This is a genomic window from Ktedonobacter robiniae (assembly GCF_016587375.1).
In the GTDB taxonomy this organism is placed as follows: domain Bacteria; phylum Chloroflexota; class Ktedonobacteria; order Ktedonobacterales; family Ktedonobacteraceae; genus Ktedonobacter; species Ktedonobacter robiniae.
In genome coordinates this window covers 4,182,702-4,206,342 of record NZ_BNJG01000001.1, presented here as the reverse complement: position 1 = coordinate 4,206,342, position 23,641 = coordinate 4,182,702, and the positions used below count along the sequence as shown (strand labels likewise).

General features: G+C 52.5%; 17 protein-coding genes, 1 tRNA gene and 2 pseudogenes. 10 read left to right on the top strand and 10 right to left on the bottom strand.

Annotated features, from left to right (window positions below):
• Positions 1-168: 168 nt before the first annotated feature.
• The 3 genes from JMJ04_RS17525 to JMJ04_RS17515 all read right to left on the bottom strand — a co-directional run bounded on the left by JMJ04_RS17525 (position 169) and on the right by JMJ04_RS17515 (position 3,379).
• The gene (locus JMJ04_RS17525) at positions 169-546 is read right to left on the bottom strand and encodes an alpha/beta fold hydrolase (protein ID WP_201371736.1); all 378 of its coding nucleotides are present in this window, start codon (positions 544-546) and stop codon (positions 169-171) included.
• A 302-nt stretch (positions 547-848) separates the two neighbouring features.
• Positions 849-1,766, bottom strand: a complete 918-nt coding sequence (locus tag JMJ04_RS17520; RefSeq protein ID WP_236038052.1) for a Type 1 glutamine amidotransferase-like domain-containing protein — start codon at positions 1,764-1,766, stop codon at positions 849-851.
• Positions 1,767-2,362: 596 nt separating this feature from the next.
• Positions 2,363-3,379, bottom strand: coding sequence for a zinc-binding alcohol dehydrogenase family protein (locus tag JMJ04_RS17515; protein WP_201371735.1), 1,017 nt, complete (start codon positions 3,377-3,379; stop codon positions 2,363-2,365).
• A 715-nt stretch (positions 3,380-4,094) separates the two neighbouring features.
• Between JMJ04_RS17515 and JMJ04_RS17510 the strand changes: the two genes are divergently transcribed.
• On the top strand, positions 4,095-5,519 hold the full coding sequence (locus JMJ04_RS17510; protein ID WP_201371734.1) for an IS110 family RNA-guided transposase: 1,425 nt from the start codon (positions 4,095-4,097) through the stop codon (positions 5,517-5,519).
• 330 nt (positions 5,520-5,849) lie between these two features.
• Here the strand turns inward: JMJ04_RS17510 and JMJ04_RS17505 are convergent, their stop codons facing one another.
• The 3 genes and pseudogenes from JMJ04_RS17505 to JMJ04_RS17495 form a co-directional block, all read right to left on the bottom strand.
• Positions 5,850-7,478, bottom strand: coding sequence for a beta-N-acetylhexosaminidase (locus tag JMJ04_RS17505; RefSeq protein ID WP_201371733.1), 1,629 nt, complete (start codon positions 7,476-7,478; stop codon positions 5,850-5,852).
• A gap of 365 nt (positions 7,479-7,843) precedes the next feature.
• A pseudogene (locus JMJ04_RS17500) lies at positions 7,844-8,080 on the bottom strand (hypothetical protein); the annotation flags it as partial.
• A 336-nt stretch (positions 8,081-8,416) separates the two neighbouring features.
• Complete coding sequence (locus JMJ04_RS17495; RefSeq protein ID WP_268887357.1) at positions 8,417-9,457, bottom strand: NAD(P)H-dependent flavin oxidoreductase; 1,041 nt, start codon at positions 9,455-9,457, stop codon at positions 8,417-8,419.
• 282 nt (positions 9,458-9,739) lie between these two features.
• Here JMJ04_RS17495 and JMJ04_RS17490 point away from each other — a divergent pair, with 282 nt between their 5' ends.
• The 3 genes from JMJ04_RS17490 to JMJ04_RS17480 all read left to right on the top strand — a co-directional run bounded on the left by JMJ04_RS17490 (position 9,740) and on the right by JMJ04_RS17480 (position 11,511).
• A complete protein-coding gene (locus tag JMJ04_RS17490) occupies positions 9,740-10,099 on the top strand; it encodes a PadR family transcriptional regulator (protein WP_201371731.1) in 360 nt (119 codons plus the stop codon).
• Between the two features lie 208 nt (positions 10,100-10,307).
• Entirely contained in the window at positions 10,308-10,808 is a 501-nt protein-coding gene (locus JMJ04_RS17485) for a hypothetical protein (RefSeq protein WP_201371730.1), read from the top strand.
• A gap of 4 nt (positions 10,809-10,812) precedes the next feature.
• A complete protein-coding gene (locus JMJ04_RS17480) occupies positions 10,813-11,511 on the top strand; it encodes a hypothetical protein (RefSeq protein WP_201371729.1) in 699 nt (232 codons plus the stop codon).
• A gap of 518 nt (positions 11,512-12,029) precedes the next feature.
• On the opposite strand, the gene JMJ04_RS17475 is transcribed toward JMJ04_RS17480, so the two are convergent.
• The 3 genes from JMJ04_RS17475 to JMJ04_RS17465 form a co-directional block, all read right to left on the bottom strand.
• Positions 12,030-12,842 (bottom strand): pentapeptide repeat-containing protein, encoded by an 813-nt coding sequence (locus tag JMJ04_RS17475; protein ID WP_201371728.1) that lies wholly within the window; start codon positions 12,840-12,842, stop codon positions 12,030-12,032.
• Between the two features lie 265 nt (positions 12,843-13,107).
• Positions 13,108-13,203: transfer RNA gene (locus JMJ04_RS17470), tRNA-Sec, on the bottom strand.
• A gap of 44 nt (positions 13,204-13,247) precedes the next feature.
• Positions 13,248-13,904: an HAD family hydrolase gene (locus tag JMJ04_RS17465; RefSeq protein ID WP_201371727.1), complete on the bottom strand. Its 657-nt coding sequence runs from the start codon at positions 13,902-13,904 to the stop codon at positions 13,248-13,250.
• A 377-nt stretch (positions 13,905-14,281) separates the two neighbouring features.
• On the opposite strand from JMJ04_RS17465, the gene JMJ04_RS17460 reads away from it, so the two are divergent.
• From JMJ04_RS17460 to JMJ04_RS17450, 3 genes are all read left to right on the top strand, one after another.
• Positions 14,282-15,643, top strand: a complete 1,362-nt coding sequence (locus JMJ04_RS17460) for a phenylacetate--CoA ligase family protein (RefSeq protein ID WP_201371726.1) — start codon at positions 14,282-14,284, stop codon at positions 15,641-15,643.
• A 224-nt stretch (positions 15,644-15,867) separates the two neighbouring features.
• Positions 15,868-16,407, top strand: a complete 540-nt coding sequence (locus JMJ04_RS17455; protein ID WP_201371725.1) for a DUF1326 domain-containing protein — start codon at positions 15,868-15,870, stop codon at positions 16,405-16,407.
• 214 nt (positions 16,408-16,621) lie between these two features.
• Entirely contained in the window at positions 16,622-17,812 is a 1,191-nt protein-coding gene (locus tag JMJ04_RS17450; RefSeq protein WP_201371724.1) for a M20/M25/M40 family metallo-hydrolase, read from the top strand.
• A gap of 15 nt (positions 17,813-17,827) precedes the next feature.
• Here JMJ04_RS17450 and JMJ04_RS46570 read toward each other — a convergent pair.
• A pseudogene (locus JMJ04_RS46570) lies at positions 17,828-19,179 on the bottom strand (erythromycin esterase family protein).
• Between the two features lie 370 nt (positions 19,180-19,549).
• Here JMJ04_RS46570 and JMJ04_RS17435 point away from each other — a divergent pair.
• The 3 genes from JMJ04_RS17435 to JMJ04_RS17425 all read left to right on the top strand — a co-directional run bounded on the left by JMJ04_RS17435 (position 19,550) and on the right by JMJ04_RS17425 (position 23,626).
• The gene (locus JMJ04_RS17435; RefSeq protein ID WP_201371722.1) at positions 19,550-21,058 is read left to right on the top strand and encodes a MiaB/RimO family radical SAM methylthiotransferase; all 1,509 of its coding nucleotides are present in this window, start codon (positions 19,550-19,552) and stop codon (positions 21,056-21,058) included.
• A 43-nt stretch (positions 21,059-21,101) separates the two neighbouring features.
• The gene (locus tag JMJ04_RS17430) at positions 21,102-21,920 is read left to right on the top strand and encodes a tetratricopeptide repeat protein (RefSeq protein ID WP_201371721.1); all 819 of its coding nucleotides are present in this window, start codon (positions 21,102-21,104) and stop codon (positions 21,918-21,920) included.
• A gap of 92 nt (positions 21,921-22,012) precedes the next feature.
• A complete protein-coding gene (locus JMJ04_RS17425) occupies positions 22,013-23,626 on the top strand; it encodes a helix-turn-helix domain-containing protein (protein ID WP_201371720.1) in 1,614 nt (537 codons plus the stop codon).
• The last annotated feature ends 15 nt before the right edge of the window (positions 23,627-23,641 follow it).

The following is a 23,641-nucleotide window of genomic DNA, read 5'->3' as shown; positions in this document are numbered from 1 at the left end:
CTCGATGTAACGCTCAAACCAACCGAGAGTTTGCTCCCACATGGCGAGGGCTTGCCCAGGTTTGGACGAATCACCATGCCAGGTACCGGGGACACGTACGACACCGACTCACATGATAGGGGGTCTTCCGCCATTTTGATGATTACTGCCTGCTGTTGACTTTTCAGCTCATATCAGGTAGCTTGAGAGTTCGAGAGCCAATGCTCCTCCCCAGGAGTGTCCAAAGAGATGGATCTGATCAAGCGTCAGATGATGGCGTACAGCCGTAATCTTTTCGAGAAAGAGGTTCACCTTCCAGAGTAAAGGATCGTCGGGGCAATCAGAGTTACCACAGCCAAGCTGGTCGTAGAAAATGACCGGGCGGCCAGTCTCCGCAAGCTCTTCAAGAGGTTCAAGACTATCATGCGGTATTCCCGGGCCGCCATGTAAGGTGAGCAGAGGAAAAGTGCCCTCTGCGGTAGGAGTGAAGTCTCCAATGAGACGATACCATGTACGATATCCCCGAAAAGGAATGAAGCCCTCACGAACAGATGATGTCAATGCCACGATGAGAATCCTTTCCATCATTGAAAGTGTGGTGATGGGGTCTCTCATCAGAGTATATCCCTTCTCGTCCCATCACCACAAGGGAGAATATTGCTCAGTGCACGCCTCGTTGATCTTTTCATCATGCTCAGAGCGTTTTCATACTGTTTGCTTCCGCACATAATGAGCAAGATCCCGCTGCATTTCATTCGCACATTTACACGTATACATTCAATGAGCGTCCATTTTTATCGCAATGGATACTGGTAAAAAGCGCGAAGGTTATCTACATATTTCTCGTAAGTAGAAACTATGCCTATGACCTACATAGCGGTTAGAAGCTGAGGTTCTATTCTGTCTTCAATGACTTGCCCAGGCTCAGAAAGGGAGACGTGGTAAGCTCCTTTACCCGCTTCTTGTGATATGGTCTTGTAGAGCTTCTCATTCACGAAATGTAGGGCCACCCCGTTGTCAGTAGCATAGCCTTCAGGTAGTGCGCCTTTCCCGATTAATTCCTGGAATAAAGGTCTGCGTTGCTCCTCACCGTCGTAGTGGACACCCATAGAGTATGGGAGCAAGTGATGCTTATTTATGACTGGTCGTAGCTCTGGACCATACGAGTCGGTTGTTCCGCCTGCGCTCCAACAGATGGCGCCGGCGCTAATTCCTCCGAGAACCACTCCTGCTTCCCAGGCACGTCGAAGTATGCGATGCAGGCCATGCGCTTCCCAAACAGCCAGAAGGTTCACGACAGAACCCCCACCTACCCAAATGGCGTGTTGTCCCAAGACATAGTCCTCTATGTCTGTATGGTTGGGCATAGGGAACAGCTGCAAGTGACCTGGTTCAACGTTCTGACCGCTACAGGCATCGTAAAAATTCTTTATCCAAGCCGGATCGTCACCACCCGCAGTTGCGAGCAGGCAAAGCTTCGGTCGCTTTTGACCGGTGAGGTCAAGCATGTACCGCATGACCGGCCCCAATTCTGGACGTGCAGGTGTAGGTCTCAGAAAACCTGCGCTCCCCGCAATAATATGTTTCTTTTTCATAAAGGAAATGGTATCACAAAGTGGGAATTCCACCGTGACTCCGGAATGGAATGAGCGCAAGTTGGCAAAAGTGCTCGTTTCATTTCCGGAATATTCCATTGTAACTCCGGAAAAAGTAAGCGATTCCAGCGTAACTCCGGAAAAAGTAAGCACCCGTTGTATATGATAACGTGTCTGCGATTTTACCCTCATTCTGGCACCTACTCTTACCCATATCATGGCAGTCGCTTGAGACCAGAGGCGGCTTTAAACTGCTGTGCTAATAAGATTTCTGTAGTATGTCCTGGCAGCGATTCAAATGTGTGATCCATATTGTGGCTCATGGACTCGTTTGGTGAGAAGAAATGGAACCAGATCGGCCTGGGAACAGCGAAGGGCTATGCTGAATCCTCTCCATGCTCTCGAAGGTGTGCAAGGGCTTGGTGCGCTCTTGCATACGCAATCCGTATCACCAAACGAGTCCATGAGCCATATTGTGGCAGTGAGTATGTTTACATGAATCCACGAGAAAAACAGAACTCAGTGGCTCATTTCACTGCCACAATATGGGTAATTCGGCAGATTATGGTTCACAAAGAATCTGAGCCAATACCACAGCAGTAAGCGTGGACATGATTGGCTATGCGCTCTCCATCTTCATCAAAGTGGTCGAGACGAGGGAGCATACACACACGTATGTGTGTCAGATCGTCGAGCGAACAGCCTCATTGCTTCGCCAGAGTTGCATCACCAAGGTTCTTTGCCTGTTGGTAGACAGGAATAGAAAAACGGTAATATTCCAAAAGATGCTAGAAATTTGCCAGTACTATCTTGCCAATTGTTTTGCCACTTTCAATTTTCGCATGGGCTTTGCGCAGATTCGCCGCAGTGATCGGCTCCAGCAGCTCGGTCAGCGTTGTCTTCACCTTGCCAGCATCAACGAGCCGCGTCAGATCTTCCAGCAGGTTGTGCTGCTCGATCATGTCGGGGGTCTGGAACATGGGTCGGGTATACATCAGTTCCCAGGCGAGAGTTGCGCTTTTATAAAAGAGCGTGTCGAGCTTCGCGGAGGGACCGAGTGGAAGAATGGAACAGATTTTGCCCTGCGGCACGATGGCCTCGACAATACTATCCCAATGCCGCTCAGGGTCGTTCAGGCAGAAGATGTAATCGACTGTGGGAAAGCCGAGCGCCTTTAATTGAGGGACAAATGCCTGTGTATGGCTAATTGTATGGGTGGCGCCGTGCTCTCTGGTCCACTGGATCGTTTCTGGTCGCGATGCCGTTCCGATGACTGTCAGGCCAACAAGGTCGGCGAGCTGAGTTGCGACGGAGCCGACTCCTCCCGCAGCGCCAATGATCAGGATGGTCTTGCCCTGGTTGACGGCAGGATTGCGCGAGATGCCCAGACGCTCGAAAAGTCCTTCCATGGAGGTCAATGAGGTCAGAGGGAGCGCGGCAGCCTGCGCGAAATCGAGGCTCTCTGGTTTATGCCCAACAATGCGCTCGTCCACCAAATGAAACTCACTATTGCCGCCGGGACGAACATTGCTGCCAGCATAATAGACCTCATCTCCTGGCCGGAAGAGTGAGCATTCCGATCCAACTTCAGCCACAATCCCGGCTACATCTCGTCCAAGGATTTGTGGCGTTTCCTCTGCCTGTTTGTGAGCAACACGGGCTTTGACATCGGTCGGATTGACGGAGACCGCTTTGACCTGCACCAGCAGATCGCGCCCAGTCGGCGTGGGTTTCTCTATCTCAAGATCGATCAGGCTCTCTTCGTGTTCGATAGGAAGGGAACGATAAAATCCAACAGCTTTCATGGCTTACCATTCTTTCATTTAAGATGTTCTTTGCCAATGAGGATTCTTCCTCGTATATCGCTCCATTCTTTTTACCACAGGGTTTCGGCCCTTGTGAAGTACGCACAATTTTGAGAGAGAGTATCAAAAAAGATACCATGGAATTTTTCGCCACCATCTTGAGGGAGGCCCAGGCGTAAATTGTGTAAATCCCCTCCATGAAGTGGGATTTACACGCGTGGCGAGCGAGATGAGAACGATCAACCAAAATATGCTCCGATCTGGTGGATTAAAAAACGTCCCTCTATTGTATCCCCGCGAAAGAGGTAAAGTTCGAGGGAAAATGCACTCAATTTCTGGTAAATGACCTGAAAGCTCCACGATTTTTGCCCTCAAACCAGCACACTTGCCCCAATGTGCTGGTTTGAGGGCAAAAGCTGCTCACATGGTAGGGCATTTACATACGACATCTGATGGTGAGGTATCACTACCCGTTTGTTGATTGTTTCACAGATTCCAGGTACTCTTGTGAGTGGAGAGGCACTGAGGAGTAGCTCCCCTCAGAAGAGGACTCGGAGAACCTTCAGGGCATTTTGAGGCATGACCTTTCACTGGTAATTGGGGGGCGTGCGCGAAATCCTTCATACGCATTTGAAGGCCAGTACAACTTTTCGTATGTAACTGGGCAGGCCACGCCCACGAGCCCTAGCCTCTCCATCCACCAGGAGGTGTGACAATGACCAGCAGCAAGCAGAGGCGCACAGAATTCCAGGGTTTGCCCACTCTCCCGAATGAGGCTCTTTACATTGGTGTTGATATCGGCAAATTCAAACATGTTGCTGGCTTTCTCTCGAAAACACTTTTAGAACGTCATAAACATTTTGATCATTGTCCTGCATTCATCTTTGAGCAATCACGAGAAGGGTTCCGGGCTTTTGTAGAGCGTATCCAAGCCTATTGTCCTCTTGAGCAGTGTTTCATTCTCATGGAACAAACGGGCCATTATCATCGATCGCTCCTCCAGTATTTGTTAGAGCTGGATCTTCCGGTTTTTGTCATCCATATTCAACGCCGTCAGGAGGGCATGGTCAAAACCGATAAACGCGATGCGTTAGGGTTAGCAAATCAGCTCTACACCCAACTTGAACTCGGTGCCCAGGTTGCCAACACGCTTCAGGCAATTCGTCGGGCGCTTCCTCCCTCTGAGGCCGCAGCCCAACTCAAAGGATTGATGCGCCACCGCTATGAACTGGTGAACGAAGCCACTCAGCGGAAAAACAAGCTGACAGCCATTTGCGATGAACTCTTTCCCGAATTTACCCAAGTCTTCAAAGACCCGAATGCTGCTCTTGCCTTAGATCTGCGTGAGCATTTCCCTACACCTGCTGCTATTGCTGCCGCGACTTCGATAGAACTTCGAACAGTGCGAAGGAGAAATCATCCCTCCGAAGCCCAGTTCATGCAGATCCAGCAGCTCGCCGGGCAAAGTATTGGGACGAAAAACCCGGCCCGGCAAGACAGCCTGATTGTCGAACAAACCTTGTTGATTCAGGAACTTCGACTCCTTCAAAACCATCTGGAGCAACTTGAAGAGAAAATTGGCCAAATCGTTGAGAAAAGTCGTGAGGGCCAGATTCTGACCTCCATCCCTCCCATTGGCCCGCTCTTTGCGGCGTCGATCATCGCGACTATCGGCTCTATTGGCAATTTTGAGGACGCAGCTCATCTCAAATCCTATTTTGGCTGGGCACCAATCAGAACGCAAACAGGTGTGTCTTTTGATCGCACGCGCCTCACAAAGGCGGGCTCACGTGAAATGAAGAAAGTGATGTTCCTTGTGGCCTGGAAAGCGATCCAGATGGACACCGAATGGGCAAAGCTCTACAAGCGTTTGGTCCCTCGACTCTGTTTCTATGATGAGAGAATGCAAGCCTACAAAGGAAAAGGGAAGGCTTTGGGCCATATCATTGGCCGCTTAATTACACTGATCTTTGCGCTCCTCAAGAAGGATTACGAACTCCTCAACAAGCTTTCGCCTGGCACTGAACCTCCTCCTCCAACCATGTATGACCCTGAACTGCATCAACGTCACCGGACAGGGCACTATTCCCCACTCCGCAGGGAGGGTCCACAGAATCGGATTGTTCAGCACTCCTCGTGAAGATGATTATCTCTGCTACGTAGACATTGGGAACGTTAGAGCATTTTTCGGGTATTTGCTTCCCACCTCTCATACGCATTACCACTTGATATCATGCAAAAGCTACTACCGCGTCTGCATCGTTGATTTCATGCGAGATTTAGTTCTTCTAGAGAGTTGCTCGAAGGCGAGCACGCATGTGATATGCTCTCTGTGAGCAATGAGGGAAGAGACGTGATGGAAAAAGTGCGTGTTGCTGTGTCAGCATTACAAACAGATTTCTCGTTTCGGAGTCCAACCCAGTGTCCCTCTGTCGAGTTTTGCCGCACCAGGTTTTGTTTCCACTCCCCCTTAAAAACCACCAGGAACGACCAAATCTGCTCGCGCTGGGAACATCTGCTCCTGGTCCAACTTCTCCACTGGTCGGAAATTGACGTTCAGGGAGGCGAGTCGAGCTTCATGCGCTGCTAATCGCCCTCGGAAGTCGGAGAACTCGAGGCGCTCCTTTGGCGTCCAGACGACCTCGGAGAGTGCGATGGCACGTGGAAACAGCAGATACTCCAGATGCTCTGTGGTCTGAACATACTCGCTCCAGAGATTACATTGAGCACCGAGAATATGTTGTGCCTGCTCTGGTGTGAGTACGGTTGGGGTGGGATCGAAGGCATACACCTTGTCCACAGGAAGGTAGCCGCCAATAGCTAGCGGTTCTGCAGGATCGTTGGACTGGTAGTAATCGAGATAGACAGACGAAGTGGGAGTCATGACCACATCATGGTGTGATTGTGCAGCCATGATCCCCCCATCCATCCCTCGCCACGACATCACTGTGGCTCCAGATGGTAGGCCACCATCGAGAATCTCATCCCATCCCAGGAGTCGGCGATTATTGTGTGCGAGGAACGTCCTAATCTGTGAGAGGAACCAACTCTGAAGCTCGTCCTCATCTTTCAATTTCAGCGCTTTGATGAGTGCCTGCACCTGCTGGCTGTCTTGCCATTGATCCTTGATGGCTTCATCGCCACCAATGTGAATGAAAGTGCTGGGGAAAATAGCCATCACTTCGCTCAGGACATCCTTGAGAAATTGAAATACCGCCTCGGTCGGGTTGTACAGATAAGGGTGGATGCCCCAGGTTGTCGCCACTTCGACCGGTGCTTTTAAAACGCCCAACTCAGGATAGGCCGCAATAGCCGATTGGGCATGCCCAGGCATATCGATTTCAGGAACAACCGTCATAAAGCGATCTGCCGCGTAAGCGACGATCTCGCGTAGATCATCTTGGCTATAGAAGCCGCCATGTGGTGTGCTGTCATATCCCTGTGGCCTCCTTGCGTGTCCGATCACTGTTTCCCTGCGATACGCACCTATCTCGGTCAGCTTGGGATATTTTTTGATCTCGATCCTCCACCCTTGATCATCTGTCAAGTGTAGATGTAGTACATTTATTTTATGGAAAGCCAGCACATCAATCAGCTTGATCACTTCCTGCATTGGAATAAAGTGACGCGCGCTATCGAGCATACACCCGCGCCACGAGAAGCGAGGGAAATCCTCGATACTGACAGCCGGAATAGTCCACGTCCGGCTGACTGGCGTTGAAGAGAAGATCTCGACTGGGAGCAGTTGTCTGAGCGTCTGAGTGGCGTAAAACACCCCAGCGGGATGAGCTGCTCGCAGCGTGGCTTGGCCCGCAGTGACTTTGAGCATATACCCTTCCTGGCCCAGGTGTGCCAGTTGGGAATCAATGCTCAGCGAAATAGTGGGGAGATGAGTATGCTCATCTGTAAGCACACTGAGCAAGAAGCCGAGTGCAGGTGCCAGCATGTTGGCGAGCAGCGTGCCGATAGCCTGTGTCTCCTGGTCTGTAACGATCACGGTGTCCTGGGTCAGCTGAAAATATCCTTCTTCGCGCACGATACTGGCAGGTTGGGGTAGAATAGACAGTTCGGGGTGATTGAGAGGAACGCGTACATGCATTTAACATTGCTCCTTCAAAGAAAAAGAGATTGCCCACGCATTCTCGTACAGGCCGATGAGAGACCCGTGTGCCGTATGTGCGCGAGAACTAGCGAGCACGATCATCAAGAGGATATCATCACAGAGTACTCGACAAGAACCACTGTCAATAATCAGGCTTGATCGTCAGCGACTATTCACAGAGAGATCTTGAACCAGTGCATTCAAGCTCATTGCAGCATCCGTATGTGGAATGGGCACTGATGAGATTGTAGAATATCTGACTGTTTTCTGTCAACAATCCAGGGTCTGTGAATGATTGCTGGGGGGAGGCTCTGGCAAATAAAAGGTCGAAAGCCTTACGGGGATACTGAGAGCTCCCCGTGCTGAGGAAGATCGCGAGCCGCTTGCCAGGCAGCGCCAGCCCGCATGCGGCGCAGGCATTTCTGTCCTTGGGAGAGGATGGCGTTGTAGAGTTGGCGAGCGGCTTCCAGGTGAGCGCGCAGGCGAGTGGCTTGTCCTGGGTCGACGACGAGGGGCAGCTCGAGCAGAAAGGTAGGCGTTGTCGGTCGCTTCTCCTTGGGATGTTTTGGCTTCTGCTGTTTCTGGCGTTGTCCAGGCATGTCGGCTCCTTCTCTCCATTCCCACCGATGAATCGTGCTGATATGCCTATTCTACCAGTCGGTATCTGAGTTTTGCGCTGACTTGCGAATGATCAAAATGATTTGCCGTTTTCTGCCATAAGGTTTGCCATGTTGTCGCGCAATTGAGGGTGCGTGCTATGGCATCATCAAGGGGGCGAACTGCATGCCAGGGAAAGAGATGTGCACGCGTCAGGAGTATCCGCGCGAGCTGCTGGCGCAAGGTCCCCCGATCCTCCAGTGAGCAGGACGACGACGCATCGATCATCGTCGGTTTGCGGTGTTCTCCTCGTTGCTAGGAGAACACCGCAAACTGAGCTATCCTCTGGAAGGATTCAAGGTACCCATGAGCCTGTGCTCAATGATCTGCCTTGCCTCTTCCATCATCCCATGCACAATCTCACCGGCGGGTTTGATCTCCTTGATTAATCCGACGCTCTCCCCAGCGATGAGAGCCATTTCCTCGAAGTCGCCAGTCACATCGGGAGTGGGTGGGAGGGAAGAGAACTTCGGAAGCGGCACGGGCTTGCCTGCAAGGATCGTCTGCCCAATGAGCTCGATTGGTTCGGGGGGATAGACGACCTCCTGCTCTCGCGTGATCCACTCGTTGACCACACGATTCCGAATTACCCGCGTCAACTGATGAGGCCACTCGGGACCAAAGATGGTCGTGCGAACAGTATCAGAGGCTTGGGCCTCAACGATGCGCCGTTTGTACTCGTCGTGTGCATAGGCCTCCTGGCTCGCCACTAGGCGTGTCCCGACCCAGACCGCCTCTGCACCCAGCGCGAGCGCCGCAACCACTCCTCGTCCATCCGCGATGCCCCCTACCGCAATGATGGGAACGGGAGCGATAGCATCCACGATGGCAGGGACAAGCGAGAGAACCGCCCCGGTGCTGCGATTGTGTCCCCCGGCTTCCGTCCCCTGCACGACCACCGCATCGACGCCGCAGCGGACCGCCTCGTGTGCCTCCTGGAGCGAACCGACCTGCATCCATACCTTCACTCCTGCAGCTTGAAGGCGGCGGATGAACGCCTCAGGAGGATCGTTCCAGAAGAAGCTGATCACCGGGACCCGCTCCTCAAGACAGACCTCCAGTTGAGCCTCCTCGGTGAACTGCGTGATGAGGTTCACGCCGAACGGTCCTGCGGTCATGGATCGAGTTCGTCGAATGAGTTCACGTAACCGATCAGGAGGGACCAGTGCCGCGCCGAGCGTGCCCATGCCTCCGGCATTCGAAACCGCGGACACCAGCTCAGGCGTCGCTACAAAGCCCATTCCAGCACCAATAAATGGGATCTCAAGTCCATACGCTTCAGTAAGCGTGTCCGTAACATCTTTTGCTTGCCTCTCCAGTTGTTTTCATACATTCTTTTGTCCCACCGCTTGTGCTGTTCTTCCCCCTTTTGCCATGATGCTGGTTCTCCTTGGTGAAACTCTCTCTTTTGAGCTTACTCTCTCCACAAAGGTGGGCCGTGGTCAAAGGTGGGCCATGGCCAAAAAGTACTCATTTCATAGTCGAAATGTTCCAGGCTAACTCCGAAAAAAGGGAGAGATTCCAGTGTGGTTCCGAAAAACGTGAAGATATGTTTCCTTTTCCACTTGACAATAGGTCCGCTACGGACCTATAATGCTTCTATGGAGACAGAAGAAGACGTTACACCATTAACTCCTGCTGTCTTTTATATCCTTTTCTCTCTGGCAACAGGGGAAAAGCACGGATATGAAATCATGAAACAGGTCAGGCAGGATACACAGGGCAAAATCACGATGGGCAATGGAACCTTGTATGGCTCCATCAAACGCATGCTCGCTGATGGGTTTATCGAGGATGCAGGCGAGCAGATCGATCCTGACAAGGAACGCAGAAAATATTATCGACTGACCGAGCGTGGCAAGCAAGCTCTTGGCGCGGAAATGCAGCGTTATGTGGAGACCGTTCTCTTAATGCAAAAACGCCGGCTCATACCAGGGCTATCAGTACAGGTAAACCTATGAGTAGAGAATCCAAGAAAGAAAAAGCCGAGCGGCTTTACGCTTTTTTATTGATGTTTTATCCACAAGGGTACAGATATGCATTTGGCTCGCAAATGCTCCAAACCTTCAGAGATCACTACACCGATGTTGTCGAGTCTGGACAACAGGCAGAAGGACGTTTCTGGTTTGGGGTCGTGAGCGATGAAGCAAGGGGCATTCTACGGGAGCAATGTGCCGTTTTGAAAGAGAGCACAAATATGAAAACGCCTGGGTTAGGCAAGGCATCCTCTTTGGGGCTCTGCTTGGTCTGATCCACATTGGATACAACCTCATCAACAATCTTGCTCCAGCGAACCTGACTGTGAATGGCCTGTTAAATAACAGTCTTCTCTTCGCTGTGGTCATTTTTACCAGCATCGCAGGCTATATCGCCGCTCGCAAAACAGGTCAGATGAAATTGGGAACCTATGCTGGCCTTTGTACGGGTCTGTTGAGCATTGTTATCGGCGTGTGTGCTCTGTTTCTCATCACTTTCGCCTTTATGGGTATCATACGACAAAATGCATTTATGCTTGACGATTTCCACCGAAGTGGCATGAAGAGCATTGATGAATTTATCATTGAGGATGCTCTGGGAGCGACGATGGTTGGCACGTTTCTTTCGCTGTTTACAGGAGGGATATGCGGCACAGTCGGGGGGTGTCTCGGCAAAACCTTAAAAGGATGGTAAGACGATGAGTAGTAAAATCCTGAAAATAAGCCTTCTGGGAAGTCTACTGCTGGTGCTGAGTATCTTCTTTCTGTACAGAGGAACAGAATGGCCTCTCGGGGTGCAAGCAATTGAAGCAGTCGGGGCATGTGTTCTCCTCCTTGCCATAAATGGTGCTCTCTTTCTGCACAGCAGAAGAATGCCGCTTCACAGAGAGCCCTCCTATCCGAAGAGTGTTGCGTTGGGCCTTGGTGCTGGACTCTTCTGGACAGCCGAAATTAGTATGAATAATATCCTGATGTTTGGACTCCCTCTTCGTGATATTCTTGATGATCTCTTTTGGGCAGTGATCGCGCTTATCATCTTAGGAGCGAGCCTCCAATGGACCTATAAGACAAACGACATCCATATCGGAATGAACGTAGGATTTTGGAGTGGGCTCAGCAGTGGAGCCATCGCGTGTTTGACGGGCTTGATCTTCGTGGTCTTTGGGATGCCATTGCTCTTGCATGACCCGCTCAATCTTGCTGAATGGTCTGCGAGAGGCGCAACGAGCGGGGCCCCAAATATGGCAGTGTATTTTGCCTATCAAACCTTAGCTGGTGCGCTGGGCCATTTAGTGGTACTAGGAGCGATGATGGGATTAGTCCTTGGGCTCCTTGGGGGAGCCTTGGGAAAAGTTGGATACGTTCTCAGGAAAAAGTTGAGAGCAAAACACACCTGATTTGACCATTTTCGCAACGTTGCAAGGCTTTTCTCAAACCAAGCCCTTTGAAATCTGTGAGCCCTTTTTGGATAGAACGAAAATCCTCAAGATGCGGTACTATTTTGATGTATTGCCAATTCATCTAAAGCCAGAAAATGCTGAGTCGCTCACCAGCTACCTCATGCGTTTAGCCAAAACCAACGGTATTTCATCTGTAGATGGAATATCCGCTTGGTGTTTTCCTTACCAGGATCGGAGAATCACAAATGACAATGACAGAATTTGTGCCGTCCGGAATAATTCTAGAATAGAATGAGCACAAAGAGGGCCATTTTAGGCCCTCTAACTTTAGAAAAATCCGCAATAAAATTAGAAAAAAGGTTGGAATCCGCAGTAATTTTAGAAAAAGGGCATTTGGGATTTGTGACTCGCCAATGGTGTTGACCGAAGCCACCTCATGGCGCACTGGTTGTTATTCTCCTAAACGATCCTGTGGTGTTGGGGGAAGAGGAGAGAAGGTGAGATTTTCAGCCAGGTCACTCATTCCCAGCAGTTTCCAAGAGAACCCCCTCAAAGTTCACTCCCGATTGTGCTGTCAAGGTCGTGATGATCGTCCAGGGAATCCCACGAAGATCCGCTCCTTGGAAATTCGCTCCTTCCACTTGTGCCTGTTCCAGGTTAGCTCCGCGCAGGTTTGCATTGCTCAAATCAGCTTCCCTCAAGTTCGCCTGGTGTAAATTTGCACCACGAAGATCCGCTTCACTGAGATCCGCTGGCTCAAATTTTGCCCAGGGTACCTCTTGCCAATCAGAAGGAAGTGAGCTCAGGTTGGCTTCTCGCAAATTCGTCTCACAGAGGTTGGCTTTTTTGAGAGAAGCTCCACTCAACTCAGCCCGAAAGCAGTTTGCCTGGCTGAGATTCGCCCCATCCAAACCAACCCAGGTTGCATCAACTCCGCTCAGGTTAGCACCACTCAGATTGGCTCTGGTCAAACCAGCCTGTTCCAGGATAGCTCCCTGCAAATTGGCTCCTTGCAAGTCAACATCAACGAAGAGGGCAGAGTCAAAGCAAACCCCGCTCAGGTTGGCTTCCCTGAAGTTGATGTGCCTGAGATAAGCATAGTTGAGATCTTCCCCACTGAGATTGACCTTCTGTAAATCCATTCCATCCATCTCTAAACTGGAGGAGCTTCCTCGCAGATCGACCCCGCGCAGATCGGCTCCAGTGAGGTCAATCTCCTCGAAATCTACATCCGTGAGATCAGGTTCGATCTCAGGATGATCGGCTCTCCACCGGTTCCATGTCACTCCCCCCTGTTTGAGGAGAGCCAGATGTTCCTGATTTGCCATGGGTTTTCTTTCCTTGTATGAACGAAAGAGCCGATCTTGAGAAAAACGCTGCTACCACTTCCTGGGGTAATCCTAGTTTTAAAAAAATAGATGCTTTAAGTAGTATATAGCGATTGCAGCACTAAATCCAATTTAGCAACTACCTTACATAACATAGAAAAACGGAAGCATAGTTTTGGAGCGAGAAATAGGAAGCATAGTTTTAGAAAACCTCTAAAACCATGGTATTGATGACAGGCACAGAATTGTCATCCCAAAAGCGAGGCAGAGGCGTATGGGAGTCGAACCCACCGGGGACCGCGCCGAGCGACCCCCCAGCCGTTTTGAAGACGGTGAGACCCACCGGGGCCCCTACGCCTCCTCGTCGGTGGACATGTGTTATTGTGCCACTCGACAAGGTGCCTGTCAAGCCAGGGCGCGGATACGCTGGAGGGTGACTTCGGTGAGGTCTTTGACGACGAGATTGGCGGCGCGCAGTCCGGGGAGGTCACGCTCGCCAGCTACGGCGATGGAGCACATACCGCCGGCGCGTGCGGCCTCGATTCCGGCAACGGCATCCTCGATGACCAGGCAGCGCGTGGGCGCGACGCCTAGAGAGTCGGCGGCCTTGAGGAAAACGTCGGGGGCAGGCTTGCCGCGCGCAACCTCTTCACCCGAGACCAGAGCGTTGAGATAGCGCTCAAGGCCAAGGACTTCGCTGATCAGGGCGATATTTTCGCGGGGCGTGGAGGAGGCGAGGGCCTGGGGATAGCCCGCCTTGTGGAGAGCGGCTAGCAGTTCTTCCGCGCCAGGAAGGAAGGCGATGCTACGGCGGGCATAGTCGCGGAAATAGGCCTCTTTGCGGTCGGCCAGTTCTTTGATATGCTCGGGGGTGGCCTCGCCGACCATGGTGGGGATGATGGCGTCATTGCGCCAGCCAAAGGTGGCCCAGAACTGTTCATCGCTATAGGGGATGTTCAGGTCCTGCGCCAGGCGATACCAGGCTTTGCGATGGGAGTCGGCGCTGTCAATGATGACGCCGTCAAGATCCCAGATTACGGCACGGACGATTGCTTCTGTCATAGAAATGTGTGCTCCAGTAATGGATGTTTTAGCTGAAGAATAAATGAGCTTTTCTTCATCATATCATATAAGTCCGCTACTGGCGTATGCGGCTACTGGGGCTGTGCCTTGGGCCGCTACTGGCGTACGCGGTTACTTCCCCCAGTAGCGGGCCACCCCTGATAGGTAGTACCTAAAAATAGACGTATCCCACTGCGTCATGCTAGAATAAATGGCATATTATAGAAGGAAAAAAATTTTTCTTGCTTCTATCTCAATATCTCAACGGTGCGGGCGAGGTAGAAGGGAAACATTTGGGCTCGTATGCTACGCTATTTCTACCATAAAGAAAGCTATCGCGTTGAAATAGATAACTATGTGACCCGGAGGAATTATTGATGAGTTTTCGTAGATTCTTTCAAGAAGAGATAGAGACCCTTCCTAAAGAGAAGCTGAAAGCACTACAGCTACAGCGTTTGCAGGCGATGGTAGAGCGCGTCTACCACCAGAATTCTTTCTACCGCAAGCTCTATGATGAAGCGGGGGTCAAGCCTTCGGATATTCAGTCATTGGAAGATATTCGCAAGTTGCCATTCCTGGAGAAGAAGAGCGTGCGCGGGGCCTACCCCTATGGGATGGCGCTAGCTCCCATTGGCGGCGAGAATGGTGCGGTAGAGGTTCATGCAACCAGTGGCACAACGGGCAAGAGTGTGCCGGTCTTCGCGACGATGAAGGATATTGAAAACTGGGCGGACTTGAACGCACGCGAGCTATGGATGACGGGTCTGCGGCCAGGCGATGTCTTTATGAATAGCTATGGCTATGGGTTGCCCACGGGCGGCTTTGGCTTCCATTATGGCGCGATGAAGATGGGCGTGATGGTCATTCCCATGGGTTCGGATGCGCGCCAGTACGAGCGCTTTATCGATTTTATTTTTGACTTTGGCGTGGCTGGCATGTGTATGACGCCCTCCGTTGGACTCTACGTCGGCAATAAGGCGCGCGAGATGGGGATCGACTTCAAGAAGAGCAAGTTGAAAGTTGGTCTCTTTGGCGCGGAGCCATGGCCCTGGGAGACACGCCTCAAGTTGGAAGAGTATTTCGGTATTACGGCCTACGATGAGTTTGGCATGACTGAGTTTCTGGGCCCGGGCATGACCTGTGAATGCGAGATACGCGATGGCATGCACGCCTGGGCGGATGCCTTCCTGGTGGAATGCATCAATCCCGAGACGGGCGAGCCTGTGGGCGAGGGCGAAGAGGGCGAACTGGTCTGGACCTGGCTCAATGCCGATGGTACGGCGATGCTGCGCTATCGTAGCCGCGATCTCTCACGCGTCTGGTGGGAGGAGCGCTGCGCCTGTGGACGTACACATCCAAAGATCGCAGCCATTAAGGGGCGCACGGATGATGCCGTGCCCATTCGCGGCCTGATCGTCTTCCCCAGCCAGATCGAGGCGGCGTTGCTGCGCTTCCCCGAGACGGGCGCGAATTTCCGCATCATCGTCGACAAGCGTAACGGCCTGGATACCTTCGATCTGAAGGTGGAGGTCAAAGAGAACGCTATGCTGGAGAGCGAAGAGTTTGTGAAGCAGCTCCAGAAGCAGATGGCCGAGGCGGTCAAGTCGGTCACAGGCAACACGCCGCATGTTCACCTGGTGCCAGCCGATAGCCTGCCACGCGCCACGGGTGGCGAGTCCAAGACCGCCAGCGCGCGCGTCGAGGATCGACGCAACCTGCAAGCGATCGAACAGAAGTAAGGCGAAGAGTAAAGAGAAGGGGTGGACCCGCTGATTAGCGGGTCCACCCCTTCTCTTTACTCAAAGAAAGCTCTTTGTCTCTGCTGCTACTCTAAAAAGAGAGCAATCATGCGATGAGGAACAGGCATGCCTCTTATAACAAGGGCACCATCAGGGCCTGTTGGCAGTTGTGCATGCCTGTTTGTTCCTCATACGCAAAGGACAAGAGAAAAGAGTGGTGCGATATGACCATGAAAACGCTAACCTATCAACTCAAGGGCACGGTGTTTGCAGCCCAGGCCTGTTCTTGCTCGTGCGACCCATGCACCTGCGGGGATCATTGTACCTGTGAAGGGGCTGAGGCCTATCTTGGCCCACGCTGGCGCTTTGTTGGAGACCAGATTGAGGAGGGTACCATTGCAGATGTAGATGTTTCACGTTGTCTGCTCCTTAGCCTGGCACAGAACCGAAATGAACACGATACCAACTGGTACGAAGTCATCCTGATTAATGACGCAGCAACTCCCGAGCAGATAACTATGTTGCTTGATCTCTTTGAACGGCGCCGAGGGAGTGAAGTCGCGCATCCCGATCGTGTGCCTTCCGCCCAAAGAACTGTGTATTCTGTACCTATGCACATTCACAACATTCAGGGACGCGACGCCTTATCTGTTACTTTCTCCAAAGAGCGTAGTCGCCTGATACGTGGGAATGCCTCCTTCTTTCAGGAATGGAGCTACAACGGACACATTGCTGTGCAAGAATCACTAGAACACTGGCGCTAATATACTTAAACATACTGGCACTAAGCCACAATAATCCCAAGAGCATCTGCCTCTCAAAAGAGAACGAGAGACAGATGCTCTTGGGATATTTACTGTATAATTCATCCAGGGATGAATCTCACCGTCAAAGTGAGTTAAACGAGTCCCACATATATATAGAAGATACGCCTTCGACGGATTTGATATGATGGAGAGAAAGGAGGAAATGATACAGGTGTCTCTTCTACAGCAGGCATATACATGGTTTGACGAAAGGCGCTTTGTCGAAATGCTTATGCGGCTCTCCGCTATCAACTCTGGCACGCATGATACCGTTGGCATCAACACAAAGGTTGATCTGTATCAGGAATGGTTGAGAAGCCTGGGCTTCGAGACGAGATTGTTTCCCTCCACTGAATATGGGAATAATCTCGCGGCTGTAGGAGAAGGCGAGGGGAAGGTTGCCCTTGCGCTTTTTGGACACGTCGACACGGTGTACCCAGTTGGCTCCGTCTCGCAGCATCCTCCCCGTATTGAAAAGGACCAGCTCTATGGATTGGGGACCTCGGACATGCATGGAGGAAATCTTCTACTGACTGAAGCCCTGCGCTTTCTCGTGGAGCGCAACCTCAAACCGTACGGCAAGGTGCTTGTCTTGCTCAACAACGATGAAGAATGGGCTTCGATGCATTCTCGCCCCTGGATGCAGCGATTACTCCTGGAGCATGCAATTCATGTTGGGCTGGAATTCGAGTCGCAAGAGGAGTGGATCAGAGGAATTAATGTGACAGTGGGACGACGCTCTCAGTCAGCCTATCACCTCACCGTGAGAGGGAAAGAGGGGCATGCAGGATTGGGGGAAGGCATCTCAGCGGTCGATGCGTTGTTGTTCAAACTGTTACGTCTGAGAGAGTTGGTTGCACAATACGAGGGAATGAGTATCAATATCACTGGACTCTTCGGAGGTGGCGACGGGATGCATTATACCACGCGGGCTGGCGATGCTGGCGCAACCGTGTCTTTCCGAGCCACAAGTCCTCAGGAGTATTTCAAGATTGGCAAACTCTTGAACAGGATTGTAGCTAATGAGGAGCCCGAAGAACAAGGAAGCGAGATAACGATTACGCCTTTCAATCACACTCCACCTCCCTACCTGCCAACCCCACAGATCTCGCACCTTGCAGAACTGGGACGAAGCGTGGCCGAGGAACTTGGTCTCCCCTTCACAACCGGACTCAAAGGAAGTACTTCAGATGCAAATGCATTTGCCGATGTTGGTATTCCCGTTCTTGCAAGCCTTGGTCCCATGGGAGGTGGTGACCATAACGCGACAGAGGAGCATATTCTTCTGGGGGACCCACTGCGTGAGAAGTTCGCCTTTGTCGTAGGCTTGATTGATCGCGTCTGTGCCTTATGGAAGATGTGATTGACTTCGGCTCATTCAGAATGCTGAAGGATAGGTTTCAGGCGCTTCTCCCTTATCCCACTGCTCCGTTCGATCCAGCGGATCAACTGCACGTGTGGTGTCAAAATGCAGAATGGCATCGAACTGTTGTGGCAGGCGAGCGGAAAAGTAGTGGCTTATACGTTCCGAATAGGGAGGTAGATAACACCTATAGCTCTCTCCAGCCGAGAACCGCTTAAGACCTGATCCATTTGACTCTCGGAAGACAAAGGGAGCAGGAAGTGAGGGAGTGCGGTCTCGTGGAAGAGGGCTTCGTAGCTCTCGGGAAGCGCGGGACGAACGCGCTTGCGTTCGTGTTCTCCACCCCAGTCAGAGGCGGCGGTGACGGTCCCGGTGTAGGTGCTAAAACCGATCAAAACTGCCTCAGAGCCATACTGTTCGCGCACCAGTTGCCCCACGTTGAGTTCCCCTTGAGCGCCCATCGAGGTCGCTCGCGCATCCCCAAGATGGGAATTATGCTCCCAGATCACAATCTTCGTCTTTTCTGCCTGTGTCTGCCTATCCAGGTGCCCCGCCAGGGCTTGCAAGGTCTCGAACATGTGTTGGTCACGCAGGTTCCAGGAGGAGACACGTCCACGGAACATGCTTCGATAATACTCCTCGGCATTCTTGACTAACCGCGCGTTCTGTTCGGCATAGAAAAAAGCATCTTCCGCCAGGCGACCATCGCGTTTGGCATACTCACTTGTATGTTGTTGCAGTTCCACGAGCTGATGAATTACCTCCTGTTCACAGGAGGCAGAGAGGTTAAAGCTGGCTGCATAGCCCTAGGCCTGGCTATCTTCGCCGAAATGCTCAAAGCATGCGTAGCGAGAGCGGGCACGTTTTGCAGCCTCCGGGTCAACGCGCTCCAGGTAGTCCACCACTGCCTCAATGGAGCGATACAGGCTGTACAGATCTAAGCCATAAAAGCCAACGTCTCCCTCATGCTTCGTCTGCGCGCTGTTATAGGCTCGTAGCCATTCAATAAAGGCAAGGACATCGCTGTTGCGCCACATCCATACCGGAAAGCGCTCAAAGCCAGCCAGCGCCTCTCTCCCCGTGGCATCACCCTCCATTCCATGAACGTAGCGATTCACACGATAGGCATCGGGCCAGTCTGCCTCCACAGCCACAGCCGTAAAGCCTTTTTCCGTAATAAGTCGCCTGGTAATATCTGCACGTGCCTGGTAGAACTCGTGTGTACCATGTGTGGCTTCACCCAGCAGCACAAAGCGTGCATCTCCAATCAACGCCATCAGAGCATCAGTATCTGCTCTCGCTTCTGGAAGAGGAGAAGCAGCCTGACATATGGCCTGGATGAGAACGGCTCGTGTTGTCTCTGTCATACGATCACCTCTCTCGCTCTTAGATCGAGTACACGAAGAGACACTCAAAGAGGTAACATGACGCTCTCGTCACTGTTTCTCCTATGTAGGATGCCGTTATTCTCGCGCCACACCACTAGCTTGAAGCGGCAAAAAACGTGAAAAAAGTAAAAATCTCCCTTTTGGCCCCTCGTTTTCGGGGCAGCGGTCCAGCAGTGAACGTTGGCGGTGTAAAAAGGCTTTGACGGACGGCTACGAACGCAAAACAAGCTTGCTAGACAAAGCTTCAGCAACGCTGTATAATACCGTCTCTAGAGAAGGGTGTGCAAGAGTATTTTTGTGATCAATATGATCAATGACTAGCAATCACGCTCGAAGAGAGGCATGTTAGATGACCACGACAACTATCCCACGCGGGAAATATCACATTTGGACGGTTGGCTGTCAGATGAATCAGGCCGACTCGCAGCGTATTCAGACGATGCTGGAGGGGATGGGCTGGGAAGAGGCAAATATGGATCAGGCGAATCTCGTGGTCCTCAATACTTGTAGCGTACGTAAGGCTCCCGAGGAGAAGGCTCACAACCAGCTCGCGCTGCTCAAATACGCCAAGGAGAAGCGCGACGATTTGCTGGTAGCGCTCATGGGCTGCATGATTGGCAATCAGAAGACTATTGATGAGCTGAGCAAGCGCTATCCACATATTGACCTTTTCATGAAGGTTGAGCAGGCTGACATTCTGCCACGCTTCCTGGAGGAGCGCTGGACCCCTATCTCTGGCGCTGGCTGCCTCGATATTGAGTTCATGCCAAATGAAGAGGCGCTCTCTGAGCAGGCGCAGCGTCTTACCACAGTGCCGAATGAGCCACAGACGCCGACCTTCGCCACCTCTTTTTCGCGTTCGGGGAAACGTACTGTGCTGCCGATGGCGATTACGCCCAAGCCCGGCGAGCGCATCGCACATTATCCCACGAAGATTGAGCCGAAGAAGGCCAGCCCGACTGCATGGTTGCCTATCGTGCTGGGCTGTAACAAGGTGTGTACCTACTGTATAGTACCGTACCGCCGTGGACGCGAGCGCAGCCGTCCCATAGATGAGTTGATGATTGAGGCTCGCCTGCTGGTGGAGAAGGGGGCAAAAGAGGTCACGCTGCTGGGACAGACCATTGAATCCTATGGCCTGGATCTGGCGGATCAGCCAAACCTGGCGGATCTGATGACGAGCTTGAGCGAGATCGATGGTCTGGACCGCATTCGCTTTATGACCTCCTATCCGCGCTATATGACGGATAGCATGGTCGAGCGTATGGCCAGCCTGCCCAAGGTCTGCGAACACCTCAATATTCCAGTCCAGGCGGGCCATAACGATACGCTGAAGCGTATGAAACGCGGCTATAGCATCGAGGAATACTATGAGAAGATCGACCGCGTCCGTGAGCTCTGGCCGAATATCTCGCTCTCGACTGATGTCATTGTTGGCTTCTGCGGCGAGACTGATGAAGAGTTTCAGACGACCCTGGATATGATTGAGCGCGTACGCTTTGATGTTGTACACGTCGCCGCCTACTCAGTACGCCCGGGAACAGTCGCGGCACGCTGGGAGGATGATATTCCCCTGGCGGAGAAGAAGCGCCGCTTGCACGCGGTAGAAGAGGTCCAGAGCAAAATCGCCCTGGCGATCAATCAGCAGTATCTAAACAGGATCGAAGAGGTACTGGTCGAAGAAAGCAATGAAACTCATGGACGTCAGCAGTGGAAGGGACGCAACCGGGCCAACAAGCTCGTCTTCTTCCCACAACCTGAGGAGGGGCAGCAGCCCATCCAGATTGGCGATCTCGTCAATGTGCGTATTGAACGGACCACACCCTGGTCCCTTCAAGGTTGCGCTGTTGAGGTATAATTAGCAATTTAAATAGCAAATTCACAGGTGGAGGTGTCGTTCGATGACGCAAACACTATCATCGGAAGAGAAGATCAGACTCAAAAAACAGTGGACTGATCAGGCGATAAAACAGGCCCAGGAGGGCTCGTGGGACGAAGCTGTTCAGACCAATAAAAACGTTTTGAATATTTTTCCCACAGAGCCTGACGCCTATAATCGTCTGGGTAAGGCTTACAGCGAGTTGGGGCAGTACCAGAACGCACATGATGCCTACTCGCAGACCTTAAAGTATAGCCCGGCTAATACCATTGCCAGGAAGAATATTGATCGCCTGGCCCTGCTGATTGAGCAGGAAGGGCCGGTCTCTGCCCGTGGGAGAGAGCGCATTGATCCGCGCCTCTTTGTGGAGGAGAAGGGCAAGACCGCGGTGACCGAGCTGGTCAATATTGCCACAAGCGCCATTCTAGCGAAAGTTGGAGTTGGTGATGTCGCACAACTGCACATCAATGGGCATACCCTTCAGGTGCGCAACTCGGAGGAGGAGATTATTGGACAGGTCGAGCCACGCCTAGCCAACCGCATTATTGAGTTCACCCAGGGTGGCAACCGCTATGTCGCTGGCATCCAGACGGTGGAAAACGGGCGAGTACGCATTATTATCCGCGAGGTGTACCAGCACCCCAACATGTTTGGTAAGGTGAGCTTCCCCTCGCAGGGTGGTGGTGACACGATCCGCGCGTACATTAAGGACTCGATGCTGCGCCTCGACCGTGATGACGATGAAGATTTCTCGAACGAGGACGAGTACTACGATAGCGGTGATGAGAGCGAAGAGGCCGAAGACGTGGAGTTCGACGGCAACCTCGACTCTGAAGAGTAAATACGACTGCGCATCAGAGATGCGTAGAGTTTTTCGTAGTCTAGAAGCATGTAGGCACGTCCCTACTGAGAGAATGAAATCCCGTGAGTAACATGAGCAGTCTCTTACCATCAGCATCATCGGCCTCAGTCCGAAATATTCTGACCCTGCTCTCCTCACGGGACGCTCATTTAGTAGCGGGAGCAGGAGGACAAGAACGTCGTGTCACCTGGGCGAGTCCTATGCGCGTGCGTCTCCCTGCATTTGAGAGTGTGCAAGGTGGCGAAATTGCCCTCCTGACCCTCTTACAACTCCGCCGCTTGAACGAAACCCTTCCCCATCTCCTAAATAGCCTCCACCAGGCGGGCGTATCCGCTGTAGCGGTCGGTGCAGCCTCCAGCGAAGCCCTGGGCGAGGAGTCACTCGCCTTTGCTGATCGGCATAACCTGCCGCTCATTCTCCTTCCGGCCAATGCGCAGATAGAAGAGATTGCCCGCGAGATTATCTACTTTGTGGTCAGCTTTCGCGGCGAGATCGAGCGCCAGGCGACCGAGATCGCCCATCACTTGATGCAACTGAGCGTCCAGGGAGTAGGTGCCCAAGGCATCTGTGACTACCTGGCTCTGCACCGGCAGAAATGGGTTGTCATAGAAGATGCCGAACATGAGATCCGTAACCAGGGCGTTCCTCCCGAGCGCCAGTCATTGCCTCTGACGATACATCTCAACGACCAGGCGCTCAGGCAACAGGGGCTGACGCGCGTGGTCGAGCCGATTATGATTCGTCATGAGGCGGTTGGCTATATCTCCCTAATTGGGGAAGAGAATAACTTTGACTACCTGGAACGCATCATCCTACGCCAGGTAGCCCCTATTCTCGCTATGGAGGTCGCCCGTGAGCGAGAGCGCAATGAGGTAGAGAATCGCTATCATGTCGAGGCGTTTACCAATATCTTACAGGGGCGTTATCAGCAACCGGAAGAGGTGCTAGCAAGGGCTCGTATTTTAGGCTATGACCTGGCCGTTCCCCAGGTGGTCGCCGTTTTTGAGATTGCTTCCACAGAGGCGGCACCCTCCACACATAGCCCGACTCTCCCCCAGTGGGGCAGGCGGGTACGGGATGAGCTACAACGCGTCTGGCCTGGCTGCTGGATTCTTACAGAGACGCGACGCCTGGTGGCGTTGCTGCCCCTGAGCACACCGGGAGAGAAGAGTAGCGGCACAGGCGAAGGTGAGATCTATGAGCGTCTCCAGCGCGTGGAGACACGTCTGCGCATCGAGGGACACACACAATGCTCCTGCGGTATTGGCCGGATCTCGCAGCAGCTTCAGGGCATTCCACAGTCGTACCGCGAGGCGCAACAAGCTCTGGAGATAGGCAGCCGCCTCTTCGGTGAAGGCAAGCTACACTCCTTCTCACGGCTAGGTGTCTACCGCCTGCTCTTCCACCTGGATGGGCATAACGAACTCAATATCTTCTACCAGGAGACGCTCGGTCCCCTGCTCAACTCAGATAGCCGCAACGATGGGACGCTGCTCGAAACGCTAGAATGCTTCTTCCGCTGCAATGGCAATCTGAGCGAGACCGCACGCACCATGCACCTGCACCGCAACTCACTGCTCTATCGCCTCGGGCGTATCGAGGAGCTACTCGGGCACTCTTTGGAGGACGCGGAACTACGCCTCTCGCTCCAGATCGCCCTCAAGATTCACCACTTGCGTAAGTAGCCTGCCACGAGGCGG

Coding starts and splice junctions, on each gene's coding strand:
- JMJ04_RS17520 (WP_236038052.1), bottom strand. CDS start 1,766: ATGAGGGTAAAATCGCAGACACGTTATCATATACAACGGGTGCTTACT.
- JMJ04_RS17515 (WP_201371735.1), bottom strand. CDS start 3,379: ATGAAAGCTGTTGGATTTTATCGTTCCCTTCCTATCGAACACGAAGAG.
- JMJ04_RS17510 (WP_201371734.1), top strand. CDS start 4,095: ATGACCAGCAGCAAGCAGAGGCGCACAGAATTCCAGGGTTTGCCCACT.
- JMJ04_RS17505 (WP_201371733.1), bottom strand. CDS start 7,478: ATGCATGTACGCGTTCCTCTCAATCACCCCGAACTGTCTATTCTACCC.
- JMJ04_RS17490 (WP_201371731.1), top strand. CDS start 9,740: ATGGAGACAGAAGAAGACGTTACACCATTAACTCCTGCTGTCTTTTAT.
- JMJ04_RS17485 (WP_201371730.1), top strand. CDS start 10,308: ATGTGCCGTTTTGAAAGAGAGCACAAATATGAAAACGCCTGGGTTAGG.
- JMJ04_RS17480 (WP_201371729.1), top strand. CDS start 10,813: ATGAGTAGTAAAATCCTGAAAATAAGCCTTCTGGGAAGTCTACTGCTG.
- JMJ04_RS17475 (WP_201371728.1), bottom strand. CDS start 12,842: ATGGCAAATCAGGAACATCTGGCTCTCCTCAAACAGGGGGGAGTGACA.
- JMJ04_RS17465 (WP_201371727.1), bottom strand. CDS start 13,904: ATGACAGAAGCAATCGTCCGTGCCGTAATCTGGGATCTTGACGGCGTC.
- JMJ04_RS17460 (WP_201371726.1), top strand. CDS start 14,282: ATGAGTTTTCGTAGATTCTTTCAAGAAGAGATAGAGACCCTTCCTAAA.
- JMJ04_RS17455 (WP_201371725.1), top strand. CDS start 15,868: ATGACCATGAAAACGCTAACCTATCAACTCAAGGGCACGGTGTTTGCA.
- JMJ04_RS17435 (WP_201371722.1), top strand. CDS start 19,550: ATGACCACGACAACTATCCCACGCGGGAAATATCACATTTGGACGGTT.
- JMJ04_RS17430 (WP_201371721.1), top strand. CDS start 21,102: ATGACGCAAACACTATCATCGGAAGAGAAGATCAGACTCAAAAAACAG.
- JMJ04_RS17425 (WP_201371720.1), top strand. CDS start 22,013: ATGAGCAGTCTCTTACCATCAGCATCATCGGCCTCAGTCCGAAATATT.